The following is a 12445-nucleotide window of genomic DNA, read 5'->3' as shown; positions in this document are numbered from 1 at the left end:
TCATCGAAGCGCGGCCGCAAGGCCCCTGCGATCCGCGTTGAGCACAAGATCGGTCTCAAATCCCTGGCCCTTGAGGAAGGTGCCGAATGCTTCGGCGTCGCGCGAGGCATTGGGCAGAGTTCCTGCTGCCACGTAGTTCGTCAAGCCGACGACGAGCGCAAGCCGCTTGCCGCTCTCCTCGGCGAGGCCATGCCCGACCACGAGCAAGACCATCGGGACCGAGAGGAGCCAGGATCTCACTTTCGCACGCCATTGCATGACCTACCCTCCAAGCCCACGGGACTGAAACGGATCGCCACGACGGGATATTCTCGGATGCGCCCCATCGCGTGCAATTATATTAGTTTTTTATAATGTATCCGGCAATATCGACACTCAAGCCTCTGGCGGGCATTTGTGGTGCCGGTAGAAGAGGCGAAGCCCATCTTATTTGGGTCCCGGCCTGAGGCCCGCCAATATGTTGCATTGTTACAGAAAATGATGCGGTGCAGCATAAATCTTCGCCGGATGCATTTTCAGCCTGAAGCATATACTGTAAATCGTCATAAAACACTGTATCTGGGTGGAGAGCAGGCATGACGAAATGGGTTTACACCTTCGGCGGGGGCAAGGCCGAAGGACGTGCAGGTGACCGCGAGCGGTTGGGTGGCAAGGGCGCAAACCTTGCCGAGATGTGCAACCTCGGCTTGCCGGTGCCGCCTGGCCTCACCATCGTCACCGATGCTTGTAACAACTTCTTCGACAACGACAGGCAAATGCCTGACGGCCTGCACGATCAGGTGCGCGAGGGTATCCGCCGGATGGAGGAGGTGACGGGCCGCGTCTTCGGCGACACGGCTCATCCCTTGTTGCTTTCGGTTCGCTCCGGCGCCCGCGCCTCGATGCCGGGCATGATGGACACGGTTCTCAATCTTGGGCTCAACGACGAGTCCGTGCACGCGCTCGGCCATGACGCCGGCGACGCGCGTTTTGCCTGGGACAGCTACCGCCGCTTCATTCAGATGTATGGCGACGTGGTCATGGGCGTCGATCACGACGTCTTCGAGGAAATCCTCGAAGATGAGAAGGCGCGTCTCGGTCACGAGCAGGACACCGAGCTCTCCGCGGTCGAGTGGCAGCATGTCATCACCCGCTACAAGGAGGCCATCGAAGAGGCGCTCGGCGAGCCGTTTCCGCAGGATCCGGAAGTACAGCTTTGGGGCGCGATCGGCGCCGTCTTCTCAAGCTGGATGAACGCGCGCGCGGTGACCTATCGTCACCTGCACGGAATTCCGGCTGCCTGGGGCACGGCGGTCAACGTCCAGGCGATGGTCTTCGGCAATCTCGGCAATTCGTCGGCAACCGGCGTCGCCTTCACTCGCAATCCGTCGACCGGCGAGAGCGAACTCTACGGCGAGTTCCTCGTCAACGCCCAAGGCGAAGACGTTGTTGCCGGCATTCGTACGCCGCAGAACATCACCGAGGCTGCGCGCCTCGCCTCCGGTTCCGACAAGCCGTCGCTCGAAAAGCTGATGCCGGAAGCCTTCACCGAGTTTCGGTCGATCTGCGATACGCTCGAGCGGCACTACCGCGACATGCAGGATCTCGAGTTCACCATCGAGCGCGGCACGCTCTGGATGCTGCAGACGCGCTCGGGCAAGCGTACCGCCAAGGCGGCGCTGAAGATCGCCGTCGACATGGCGGAGGAGGGGCTGATCTCCGAGCAGGAGGCCGTCGCCCGCATCGATCCGGCCTCGCTCGACCAGTTGCTGCACCCGACGATCGATCCGCATGCGCGGCGCGATATCATCGGCTCCGGCCTGCCGGCCTCGCCAGGTGCTGCGACCGGCGAAATCGTCTTTACCTCCGAGGAGGCGGTGCAGGCCGACAAGGAAGGCCGCAAGGTCATTCTCGTGCGCGTCGAGACCAGCCCGGAAGATATTCACGGCATGCACGCCGCTGAAGGCATCCTGACGACCCGCGGCGGCATGACCAGCCATGCGGCTGTCGTTGCCCGCGGCATGGGCACCCCTTGCGTTTCCGGCGCCGGCAGCATCCGCGTCGATCTTCGCAACGAATTGCTGACCGCCGGAAGCGTGACGCTCCGCAAGGGCGACATCATCACCATCGACGGCTCGTCTGGCCAGGTGCTGAAAGGGTCGATCGCCATGCTGCAGCCGGAGCTTTCCGGGGACTTCGGCAAGATCATGGCCTGGGCGGATGCCAGCCGCCGCATGACTGTCAGAACCAATGCCGAAACCCCGGCGGATGCGCGCGCGGCGCGCTCCTTCGGCGCCGAAGGCATCGGCCTCTGCCGCACCGAGCACATGTTCTTCGAGGACGACCGCATCAACGTCATGCGCGAGATGATCCTCGCCGACGACGAGGCCGGCCGGCGCTTGGCGCTCGCCAAGCTCCTGCCGATGCAGCGCTCGGATTTCGCCGAGCTGTTCTCGATCATGCATGGCCTGCCCGTGACGATCCGCCTGCTCGACCCGCCGCTGCACGAGTTCTTGCCGAAGACCGACGAGGAGATCGCCGATGTCGCCGGCGCGCTTTCGCTCGACCCGTCGGCACTGCGCCAGCGTGTCGACGAGCTGCACGAGTTCAACCCGATGCTCGGCCATCGTGGGTGCCGTCTGGCAATCTCCTATCCTGAGATCGCCGAGATGCAGGCACGCGCGATCTTCGAGGCTGCTGTCGAGGCCGCCCGCGAAACCGGCGCAGCCGTCGTTCCTGAAATCATGGTGCCGCTCGTCGGCCTCCGGGCCGAGCTCGACTACGTCAAGGAGCGCATCGACGCGGTCGCCAAGGAAGTGATCGGCGAAGCCGGCATCGGCATCGACTATCTCGTCGGCACGATGATCGAACTGCCGCGCGCGGCATTGCGCGCCGGCGTGATCGCCGAAGCGGCCGACTTCTTCTCTTTCGGCACCAACGACCTGACGCAGACGACCTTCGGCATCTCGCGCGACGACGCCTCACAGTTCCTGGCGACCTACCAGCAGAAAGGCATCATCGAGCAGGATCCCTTCGTCTCTCTCGATTTCGATGGCGTCGGCGAACTGATCCAGATCGCCGCCGAACGCGGACGACGCACCAAGAACGGCCTCAAGCTCGGCATCTGCGGCGAACATGGCGGCGACCCGGCCTCGATCCGCTTCTGCGAGGACGCCGGTCTCGATTACGTCTCCTGCTCGCCGTTCCGCGTACCGATTGCCCGTCTTGCCGCCGCTCAGGCGGCAATCAACGGCAAGGGGTAGGGGCGCCCTTTGCGTGTTGCAACGATGCAACGCGCGGGCGCTGGTTGTCGGAGCCCTGCATTCCTGGTTGCAACCGGCGAGCGGATAGTGCATCAGCACCTCGTTCGCGCCGTGTCGGCGCGGGCGATCACTACAGCGCCGCGCGTCTTATCAGACGCGCAAAGGTCGCTGTAGCACTTCGAATTGCTGCATGTCTTCGTCCTTAAATCGAGGTCGATTTAAGGAGACATGCAGTAGCTATGCATGTGCATAGCGGTTTGTTCAGAACGGGAGCGGAAAATGACGCAGTGCGTTTCCACACGCCCCTTGGGGCTTCGCGGCTGATCAGCGTTGATGCGCTGAAAGGGCCCGTCCTGCCGGCCAATGTGCCGGCTGTTTGACCCTGTTCTGGATTATTTTTCATGGGCAATCATTCTTTTGGGGACATCGTCCCCGAAGGCGACGATGGTGCGCGCAGAGCGACCGTCACGCATTATTTTACTGCCGGCAGCTGGATTGAAGGCGCGGCAGTTCATCAACTGGCGGAAATTGCCAGTCTCCCCGGCATGGTCTCGGTCGCGGGTTTCCCGGACCTGCACCCGGGCAAGTATGGCCCCGTCGGTATGGTCGCGCTTTCGCAGCGGCTCTACCCGCAGCTGATCGGCAACGATATCGGCTGCGGCATGTCGTTCTTCGAGCTCTCCTTGCCGCTGCGCAAGTTCAAGGTCGAAAAGGCGGCCGAGCAACTGCGCAGGCTGGAGCAGATCGATCTCGGCGACATGGCAACCCGCCTGGCGGAGCACGACCTTTCGCCTGACATGGGCCCGCAATCCCTCGGCACCATCGGCGGCGGCAACCATTTCTGTGAGCTGCAGGCCGTGGACGAAGTGTTCGAGTACGAGGCGGAAAGCGTGGCCGACCGGCAGAAGCTCTATCTTCTGGTCCACTCGGGCTCGCGTTCGCTGGGCGCCGATCTTTTCGGACGCACGCTCGGCACGGAACACCTGCGGGACGGTCTGGCTATCGGTTCGGCCGCCGCCGTTGAATGGCTCGCCGGAAGCGGCGAGTGTGTTCGATGGGCTTCGCTTAATCGGCGAATGGTGGCGGAGCGGGCAGCGCGGGCGTTGCGTGCCGAGCTGTCGCTGGTTGCCGATATCCCGCACAACCTGGTGCGGGCCACGGCGTCGGGCTTCCTGCACTATAAGGGCGCGGCCGCAATCGGTGAGGATGCCGTCGCGCCGGTCGCTGGATCGCGCGCGACGCGAAGCTTTCTGGTGCGCGCCCTGGCTGGTGCGGAGCGATCGCATTGGGGCATCTCGCACGGTGCGGGGCGGAAATATGACCGCAAGGCCATGCACGGCCGCGTGGGTGGCAATCGTTCCGATCGCGATGCCTTGCGCATCAATGCCTGGGGTGGTCTCGCAATCTGCGAGGATCGCAACCTGCTGATCGAGGAGGCGGCAGGCGCCTACAAGGATGCCGCTAAGGTTGTCGCCGACCTCGAGGCATTCGGGCTTGTTCGGCCGATCGCGGCGATGAAGCCGCTCGTCACCTACAAGAACGTGCAGCCGCAGGAGCGGGTGCGCGCGAAAACGAAGTGGGAGCGGACGACGATCAGGAGGATGCGCCATGGGTGAGGTGACGCTCTTTCTGACCTCCGGCAACGGTCCGGTGGAATGCCGCATCGCCATTGCCGCGCTGATCGACATCTTGGGCAAGGAAGCCAAGGTCAACGGCTGCAGCTTTGACCTGGCCCTTGGCGGGCAACCGGATGCGTTCGGTCCAAAATCCGCAATCGTCACGATGGCAGGCGCTCGATCCGAAGATTTGGCGAGAGCCTATTGCGGGACGATTCGCTTTGTTTTCAAGAGCTCGGTTAGAAAAGGGCATCAACGGCAAAACTGGTTTGTCGGTGTCCGGCAAGTGGATCTTTCCGGCGTGGGCGTTGTACCGACGATCGAGCTTGGGGATTTGCGCTTCGAAACCTTGCGAGCCGGCGGGCCCGGTGGCCAGCATCAAAACACCACCGATAGCGCCGTGCGGGCGACGCATGTCCCCACGGGCCACACGGTCGTCTGCCGAGAGGAGCGATCGCAGCATCGTAACAAGGCAACTGCAATCCGCAGGCTAGCCATTCTGGATCTCATCGCCGCCGGGAACGAGCAGCAGGAAAAGACGGCCTTGTTCATGGCCAGCAAGGAGCTGGAGCGGGGTAACGCGGTCAAGACCTTCCGCCTGTAGCCTTGTTTGGCGATCCGGGCTTGTGCGCCCGGGTCGCCTTGATGCGCTAATTGTCGGGCCGCGACATTGCCGGTTGCTTCGGTTGAACGACCCCGTCAGCGCATGATGACGACGGGGCGGTCCCAGCCCCACATCATCACGTCGTTCTGATAGCGGAAGGCGCGCGATTCAGCGCGTCGGTCGAGTTCGATGCGTTGCAGGCAGGTGGCAAAGGCGTCGGTGCCGCGGCGGAAACCGTAGGAGGCGCAGGTGTTGCCGTCGGCGATGCGCCGTTCCTCAGGTGTCACCGTCTGGCACGCCGTCAGCAGCAGGGCGGCTGCGACTAGGATCGTCAATCGGGTCGTCATGGTGTTCGTGCCTCCTGAGTGCCGGCGCGTGCCGCCTTCGGGTCCATTTCTCGAATCGCAATTAATATAGGGAGTTGCGCCGAAAATCGAAGCGGATCGCGCCAATTCTGGGGCGCGCGCGCGGTCACATGCAGCGGCGCCGTAAAGCGTCCGATGTCGTCCTGAAAGTTGATTTTCGGAGGCTTGGCCCGACGTGACCAACACGCCAGCACCGACACGTCAGCGCGTAGGTTTTTCGATTGAAGCCAGTTTGCACCGCCGCCGACAGGCGGCGATCACATGCGTTCGAGCACGCCGACGAAGGACTCGGCGAAGCGCTCGAGGTCTCGCGTACCATCACCCGGATGCTCGAGGCGGATGGTCGTGCCCTGCTCATCAAGGCAGGCAAACAGGATCGATGTTTCGGTGTCCTGCTCGCCAAGCCGAAGCACGGCGATACTCAGGCAATCTTCGACCAGTTCCGAAGCAGGCAATGCAAACAGAAACTCGCCGCCGGCATTGTCGGCAACGGTCCGGACAAAACCAGGGAAATCGTCCTTGTTTCCGGAAAAGCCGTCGAGGGAGAGTTCGAGCTCGAGGAACCCCATCGGAATTCCGCCGTCACGCGGGGGAAGAGGGGTAGGGGTGGCAATGGCCACGGCTGCCTGCGATGCGCCCATGTCGGTTCTCCGTCGATCGCCGCGTACTCTCGCATGAAGCCGTGCGCGGCCGTTGCCTCCGATTGAAACTCCGCGCGCCGGCCGATTCTTAGGAGCGCGGGCACATTCCCATGTGTTGATAGGTGGTTAACGAGAATGGCGATTTTGCGGCGAAGCCTCAGGCGTGGCCCGCAGCGCGGCGGCCGACTGGCGCATTGCCTGTTTTCACGGCACGGGGCATGGTCTAAGAATGCGATCTGTTTCGCGGCAGGGGATTGATTCAACTACATGATGGTCCGGTACGAGCGTCCCTATTCCTATGCCGCCCATTGGGCGCGTCGCTTCGCCCGTGTCTCCTTCGTGCTTTTTGTGCTCTCGCTGCTGGCGCACCGCTTCGGGCCACTGACGACACCGCATTTCCTGGCTCTTGTCGGCCTGTCCGGCATTTTCGCGCTGCTTGGCGTATTGCTTGCGGTCGTCGGTCTTGCACGCCTCTGGCAGGTCGCCGCGATCGGCGGCCTCGCGTCTGCTGCCGCTCTTGTCTATGCCGCGCCGGCGCTCGGTTTCATCGGCTTCGGCGTCGTGCAATATCTGACCCGCCCGGCGATCTACGATGTCAGCACCGACACGGTGACGCCGCCGCCATGGCTCAAGGTACCGCAGACCGAAGAGAGCTGGCTGAAACGCAAGGATGCTGTGACGCCCGAGGACCGGGAAGCGCAGATCCTTGCCTATCCGGGCCTCACCGGCCGGCGCTATGATGGCGCACTCGACCGCGTTTACCAGGGCGTGCGCACTGTCATCGAACAGAACCGCGTCGGCATCACCGAGGAGCTTGGCGTCGAAAATGCCCGCGCCGATCTCGAGGATCTGACCGTCCGGCCGAATGCCGGGGCGGAGACGACCGTCGAACCGGAGAACGTACCGGTGCCGGCGGCGCGGCCGGAACTCTCGCTCGAAGGGGCGATCGCGGGACGCCGCGCCAGCGACGTCGTGCTCCAGGGTGAATGGCGCACGCTGATTGCCGGCTTCCGTTTCGATGTGTTGATCCGGCTGCGCGAAGAAGCCGAAACGACCTTCGTCGACCTGCGTGTCGCCTCCCGCTATGGCCCGCATGACCTTGGCATGGGTGCCGTCTTCGCTGATCAGTTCCTGCGGGCGCTCGATGCCGAGCTGCTCGGCATTGCCGGCGATTGATCGGCAGAGTACCGCCAGGAGACGTCAGTCGTTCACGACGGCGCCGCGGCCATCGAATTCAGCGGTAGCTTTTCGGTCAAGGGCGGGCGGCTGCAACCATGTCGGCTCATCGGCTGGTGCCAGCCAGCCGCGATAGCGCACGATCAAGCCGGTCAAGGGGCTTTCGACTTCGACATGGAAGTGAAACAGGCCGTCGCGATCTTCCTCGAACGTCCGGCCGCCCGGCGCGAGAGGCAAGGGAAGCGGGAGGCCGAGGAAGGACCACGCGCGAACCGAGAGGTGCAGGCGATTTTCTGCAGGCTCCAAGGCGCACAGGATGCGGAACGGTCCGAAATCCTCCGCCAGCAGTTGTTCGTTCCGCCTCTCCACCTCGTGCTGCGAACTGCGCAGGATCTTTTCGCCGAAGCGCCGGGTCCAGACCTCCCGACCGTTGCCGCATGCGAAGCGGATTTCGACCGGCACATCCGCACCGGCGCTGGGAAAGCCGACGATAGAGGCGACAAGACGAGCCCAGATCGAGCCGCCTCGCTCGACGACCGCACGTCCGCGAAACGTTGCGTGTCCCTCCGACCTGTCATGCAGGGCGCGGATAGAGGCGGGCACGCGATCCCAATCGCGTCCGAGAATCCGCCGGTAGAGGCTCTGCTGTTGGACCATGATTTCCGTCGTCATGCGATGAAGCGTCCACGCTCCTCGGGTGTCGGCACCATGCAACTCTGACGGCGCCCGGCGATGCGATACCGGTTTTTCGCAACGAGATCATAGAGTGGGTCGCGAAGGGCAGTGGGCAGGATACGGCAGACGTTCACCAGCGACCATGGCAGGCCCAGCTGCGCAAGCGTCCGCATCGATCCGTCGGATTTGAAGCGGGCGACGCCGTCCTCGATCAGGATGTTGCTTTCGAAGCTGGTGGCGTCGAGCCCGTAGTGTCGATAGAGCGCCTGGCCCAGCGGCGACTGCGCCGTGAGATAGCGATATTGCGCTCGCCGGTCATGGCGAAGCAGGAAGCGCACCCAGCCGGAACAGAAAATGCATTCGCCGTCGAAGACGATTACAGGTTTGTCGTCGGCAAAGGCAGGCACCGCGGCATCGCTGCGATAGCTATAGGCCTCCCGCCGCATGGTCAGTCGGCTCCGCCAGGCGCCAGCCGGTAGGCGCCAAGGAGCGAGGGCGGCCCATCGGTCTCGACCCGCCCTTGCTCGATCAGGTCTTCCAGATGAGCAAGGACCGAAAGTGCTGCCGCCCCATGCAACCGAACATCGGTCGAGGCATAGATGACCTTGACCATATCCGGGATATGGCTGTCTCCGGCGCGGATGCGTTCGAGCACGGCGCGTTCGCGCATCTTGCGGTGGGCGCGCAAGCCCCGAAGGAAGGAGGCGGGCTCGGTCACCGGCCCGCCATGGCCGGGCAGGTAGAGATGCTCGTCTCGGTAGAGCAGTTTTTCGAGTGAAGCCATGTAGTCCGCCATGGCCCCATCCGGCGGCGCGACGATCGTTGTCGCCCAGGCCATGACGTGATCGGCGGAAAAGAGGATGCCGGTGCCGTCGAGTGCGAAGGCCATGTGATTGGCCGTATGGCCCGGCGTCGTCAGCCCTGTCAGGCTCCAGCCATCGCCCTCGATCCGCCCGCCATCGGCAAGCCCGAGATCGGGGGCGAACTCCATGTCCGAACTCTCGGCGAAAGGATTGGTCTCGCCCGTATGCAAGGGGCGGGCGGAGCGGTGCGGGCCTTCGCCCACGATCAGTGCGCCGGTCGCCGCCTTCAGCCGGCGCGCAAGTGGCGAGTGGTCGCGATGCGTATGGCTGACGGCGATATGGGTGACTTCACGGCCAACAAGGGCCGCCATCAGCGCCTGAAAATGCGCCTCGTCATCAGGGCCGGGGTCGATCACCGCAACGGAACGCTTCCCGACGATATAGCTGTTGGTGCCGTGGAAGGTGAAGGGGCCGGGATTGTTGACGGTGATGCGCTGCACATCGTCCGCAACTGTCACGGCCTCGCCGTGGGCCGGCTTGAAATCGAGATCGAAGTCCGGGCCCTGCATGCGTCTCTTCCTGGCTTTCACTTGTATTCGATCTCGATGAACGACATCGGCTCGGCTCCGGCATTGACGACATTGTGCGCCATGCCCGCCTCGCGGCGATAGGCCGCCCCCTTGGCGATATCGACACGGCGGCTGCCGCCTTCCTCCTCGAGCAGGAACTGGCAGTCTGTCATCGGCACGACGACATAACCAAGCCCGTGCACATGATGGCCGGTGTCGGCGCCGGGCTCGAAATCCCAGCGGGTGATCCGCACAACCGCGTCATCGACGAGCACGCTCGGAACGGCAGGGGGGCGGGCGCGAAACTGGCTCATGAGGTTCTCCATTTGCCGGGACAATAGGAGGTGCTGTCGGCGAAGGGAAGGGCGCATACGCGGCCCGTGTCGAGGAGCCCGGGGCGCCTTTTGCACAAGGCGCCAACAAATCCGCCGAAAATTCAACGAAGTGCCAACTTAGTGATTGTGACCGGCGGCGAGCTTTGATAATCAGGCGCTCGATTTGGCGGACTTCTTTTCCGTCAGTTCCGTTGGGGCGTCGCCAAGCGGTAAGGCACCGGTTTTTGGTACCGGCATTCCCAGGTTCGAATCCTGGCGCCCCAGCCACATTCTTCCAATCGTCCGATCCGGAACGGCCAAAGCCAGCTTTGGGCCGGGCTTCTACTTGCACTCTTGTCAAGTCACTCTGCAACTGACACGCTAGCTGCGGTGATTCCTACTTGTATGAGGGAGAAGATGGCTCACAAATTCGAAATCTACAAAGACAAGGCTGGTGAATACCGGGTTCGCTTCAAGTACAACAGCGAAGTGATGTTCTCGACCGAGGGCTACAAGACCAAGGCCAGCGCGCAGAACGCCATCGACTCGATCAAAAAGAACGGTCCCGACGCACCCATCGAGGACAACAGCAGCAGCTGAGTTCGACATTCTTTCCATAGAAAAAGCCCGCCGATTTTCACCGGCGGGCTTTTTTGTTTCTTGGCGTTTAGCTTGCGGTTGCGGCCGGCTTGGTCTGCGCCGGCGCGCCCAGGAACTCTTCGCACCAGCTCGGGCCATCGGCGCGCTTGCGGTCGCCGGCAATGCGGATCGAGCGGATGACATAGTCGGACGAGACGGTGAGCTGGATCGAGCAGCTCAGATATTCCGTGCGGGCCGACGAAATGCGTTTGCCGCGCTTGCCGTCCTTGGTGGTTTCGTACTGCGCCGGAACCTTGCGGGTCTTGTAGCCGCCCTTCCAGCTATAGACGGTGGAGCTGCCGCTTTCGACGTCGGAGATCGGCGGACCGTATTGAGCGAAGAAGCCGCCGGCCGGCTGGCCGAGCCAACGCGCTTCGACCGCGTTCTTGGAGATCCCCGTTCCGGTCGTCGTGCAGCCGGCGAGCACGAGCGCAACGCCCGCCACCGTCATCATACGGAAGTTCATGTTTCTGTCCCTTTGGCTCTCGTTCTGAAATAGGCATGGCGCGGAAGCCCGTATCCCCTGGGTTCCCGCGCTTTCCGTTGTGCCTCTAGCGCCAAACCAGGCGAAAGGAAATCCACGCCGCGCCTTGCATTTCAGGAAAATATGAAGCGTTGCACAAAGTCCCTATCGGGCGGGCTTTCAGGCGCCGCCGCCCCCGGAAAACGGCAATCTCCGCATGAGTTTTCCACCGTCACAAGTTTTTTGAAAAAGGCGCAAGGTTTTTCGAGTTAGGCGCTTGTGAAATCAAAATGCCTGTTCTATAGAGGCGCCGCTGGTCACGGAGTGTAGCGCAGTCTGGTAGCGCACCACGTTCGGGACGTGGGGGTCGCAAGTTCGAATCTTGCCACTCCGACCAGCCAAATCAATTGCTTAGCTGATATTCCCGACAGTTCGCGCTAGGCGCGCGGACCGATTGCGGACCGTTTCAATCTCCGGACCGCTTTAGAACGCGTTTGCTGCCTGTGCCTGGAAGTCAGGGCTGGCGTGTGCATAGGTGCGTTCGAACTCTTCCGTCGTCATGCCAAGTGATGCTGCTGCCTGTTCGGTGGCGACGCCCGCCTGGGCAAGCCAGGTTGCTCGGGTATGGCGCAGAACGTGCGGGGTGACATCCTCGCCAAAGCCGGCAACAGCCCGGATCGAGCGGAAAGCCTTATGCGGCTTCGTCAGCTTTTCCCCCTGATAGTGCACCACATAGCGAAGCGTGACTTCGCGGCCCATCTCGTCCTTGTCTGTGTCGGCTTTGTGCCAGTAGCGCAAAAAGCGAAGCAGGCGCGGCGGAACCTTCACGGGTGTTTTGCGCTTGTTGTGCATCGTCCGCTCGCCCTGGGCCTTGCGGTAGATGACGCCTCGCTCAAGATCAACGTGGCCGCCCACAGTGTTCGGCATCCGTTGCAGGTTGAGAACTGCCGAGAGACGCGTGCCCGTGTACAGGCCAATCATGATAAGCCGGACAAGGTGGGGGTTTCGCCGGCCCATCCGAGACCATCTATTCGGCTCTCTGCTTTCGATGTCGCACGAAAGCGGAACCCAGCCCATAGCCGCGAGCAACAGCTTGGCAATCTGGCTTCGGGTCAACCAGCTTTGGCGTGGTTCTCCCTTCTCGGGCAGGGTCACCTTCGGCACCATGTCGAGGGTTTCTTCGGCGTGATAGTGGTTGATGGCAGCGCGAAGCACTTCCAGATCACGACGTGCGCCGCCGGGTGAGCCTCGGTCGTCAACGTATTCTCTGAACGTCTGGCCCCTTAGCTCGGTGAGTGTCATCTCCCCGAAAAACTCGTTGATGCGATCGAGCATCGC

Annotated in this window: 14 protein-coding genes and 2 tRNA genes; 7 read left to right on the top strand and 9 right to left on the bottom strand. The window is 62.7% G+C overall.

The genetic code is table 11. The features are described from left to right. Nucleotides 1-258 (bottom strand): caspase family protein, encoded by a 258-nt coding sequence (locus V7S54_RS01165; protein ID WP_065372600.1) that lies wholly within the window; start codon nucleotides 256-258, stop codon nucleotides 1-3. Nucleotides 259-575: 317 nt separating this feature from the next. Here V7S54_RS01165 and ppdK point away from each other — a divergent pair, with 317 nt between their 5' ends. From ppdK to prfH, 3 genes are all read left to right on the top strand, one after another. Further along, a complete protein-coding gene (gene ppdK, locus V7S54_RS01160; RefSeq protein WP_065372599.1) occupies nucleotides 576-3242 on the top strand; it encodes a pyruvate, phosphate dikinase in 2667 nt (888 codons plus the stop codon). A 401-nt stretch (nucleotides 3243-3643) separates the two neighbouring features. Continuing rightward, nucleotides 3644-4858 carry an RNA ligase RtcB family protein gene (locus V7S54_RS01155; RefSeq protein WP_336408021.1) on the top strand — a complete coding sequence of 405 codons (1215 nt, stop codon included), beginning with the start codon at nucleotides 3644-3646 and terminating at the stop codon, nucleotides 4856-4858. Next, nucleotides 4851-5462: a peptide chain release factor H gene (gene prfH / locus V7S54_RS01150; RefSeq protein WP_336408020.1), complete on the top strand. Its 612-nt coding sequence runs from the start codon at nucleotides 4851-4853 to the stop codon at nucleotides 5460-5462. Before V7S54_RS01155 ends, prfH begins: the two co-directional genes overlap by 8 nt. A gap of 95 nt (nucleotides 5463-5557) precedes the next feature. On the opposite strand, the gene V7S54_RS01145 is transcribed toward prfH, so the two are convergent. Next, on the bottom strand, nucleotides 5558-5809 hold the full coding sequence (locus V7S54_RS01145; RefSeq protein WP_065372596.1) for a hypothetical protein: 252 nt from the start codon (nucleotides 5807-5809) through the stop codon (nucleotides 5558-5560). Nucleotides 5810-6084: 275 nt separating this feature from the next. Then, nucleotides 6085-6468 carry a hypothetical protein gene (locus V7S54_RS01140; protein WP_065372595.1) on the bottom strand — a complete coding sequence of 128 codons (384 nt, stop codon included), beginning with the start codon at nucleotides 6466-6468 and terminating at the stop codon, nucleotides 6085-6087. Between the two features lie 267 nt (nucleotides 6469-6735). Between V7S54_RS01140 and V7S54_RS01135 the strand changes: the two genes are divergently transcribed. Beyond that, entirely contained in the window at nucleotides 6736-7644 is a 909-nt protein-coding gene (locus V7S54_RS01135) for a DUF1499 domain-containing protein (RefSeq protein ID WP_065372594.1), read from the top strand. Between the two features lie 24 nt (nucleotides 7645-7668). Here the strand turns inward: V7S54_RS01135 and V7S54_RS01130 are convergent, their stop codons facing one another. From V7S54_RS01130 to V7S54_RS01115, 4 genes are read right to left on the bottom strand one after another with little or no spacing between them, the layout of a single operon-like run. Further along, on the bottom strand, nucleotides 7669-8316 hold the full coding sequence (locus tag V7S54_RS01130; protein WP_065372593.1) for a DUF4166 domain-containing protein: 648 nt from the start codon (nucleotides 8314-8316) through the stop codon (nucleotides 7669-7671). Further along, the gene (locus V7S54_RS01125) at nucleotides 8313-8765 is read right to left on the bottom strand and encodes a thiol-disulfide oxidoreductase DCC family protein (protein ID WP_065372592.1); all 453 of its coding nucleotides are present in this window, start codon (nucleotides 8763-8765) and stop codon (nucleotides 8313-8315) included. Before V7S54_RS01125 ends, V7S54_RS01130 begins: the two co-directional genes overlap by 4 nt. Before the next feature lie 2 nt (nucleotides 8766-8767). Further along, on the bottom strand, nucleotides 8768-9691 hold the full coding sequence (locus V7S54_RS01120) for an MBL fold metallo-hydrolase (protein WP_065372591.1): 924 nt from the start codon (nucleotides 9689-9691) through the stop codon (nucleotides 8768-8770). Between the two features lie 17 nt (nucleotides 9692-9708). Continuing rightward, complete coding sequence (locus V7S54_RS01115) at nucleotides 9709-10005, bottom strand: cupin domain-containing protein (protein WP_065372590.1); 297 nt, start codon at nucleotides 10003-10005, stop codon at nucleotides 9709-9711. Between the two features lie 213 nt (nucleotides 10006-10218). Between V7S54_RS01115 and V7S54_RS01110 the strand changes: the two genes are divergently transcribed. Together V7S54_RS01110 and V7S54_RS01105 are read left to right on the top strand one after the other, a co-directional pair. Next, nucleotides 10219-10293, top strand: a tRNA-Gln gene (locus V7S54_RS01110). Between the two features lie 129 nt (nucleotides 10294-10422). Further along, nucleotides 10423-10605 carry a YegP family protein gene (locus V7S54_RS01105; protein ID WP_065372589.1) on the top strand — a complete coding sequence of 61 codons (183 nt, stop codon included), beginning with the start codon at nucleotides 10423-10425 and terminating at the stop codon, nucleotides 10603-10605. A gap of 67 nt (nucleotides 10606-10672) precedes the next feature. On the opposite strand, the gene V7S54_RS01100 is transcribed toward V7S54_RS01105, so the two are convergent. Beyond that, complete coding sequence (locus V7S54_RS01100; protein WP_065372588.1) at nucleotides 10673-11110, bottom strand: hypothetical protein; 438 nt, start codon at nucleotides 11108-11110, stop codon at nucleotides 10673-10675. A gap of 317 nt (nucleotides 11111-11427) precedes the next feature. Here V7S54_RS01100 and V7S54_RS01095 point away from each other — a divergent pair. Next, nucleotides 11428-11504 (top strand) — tRNA-Pro (locus V7S54_RS01095). 86 nt (nucleotides 11505-11590) lie between these two features. Here the strand turns inward: V7S54_RS01095 and V7S54_RS01090 are convergent. Beyond that, nucleotides 11591-12442, bottom strand: coding sequence for a tyrosine-type recombinase/integrase (locus tag V7S54_RS01090; RefSeq protein WP_336408019.1), 852 nt, complete (start codon nucleotides 12440-12442; stop codon nucleotides 11591-11593). Nucleotides 12443-12445 lie beyond the last annotated feature (3 nt).

This window comes from Ensifer sp. CCNWLY38, assembly GCF_037120565.1.
Lineage (GTDB): Bacteria > Pseudomonadota > Alphaproteobacteria > Rhizobiales > Rhizobiaceae > Ensifer > Ensifer adhaerens_H.
The sequence above is the reverse complement of the archived record's forward strand: the minus strand, read 5'-3'. Positions and strand labels throughout refer to the sequence as shown.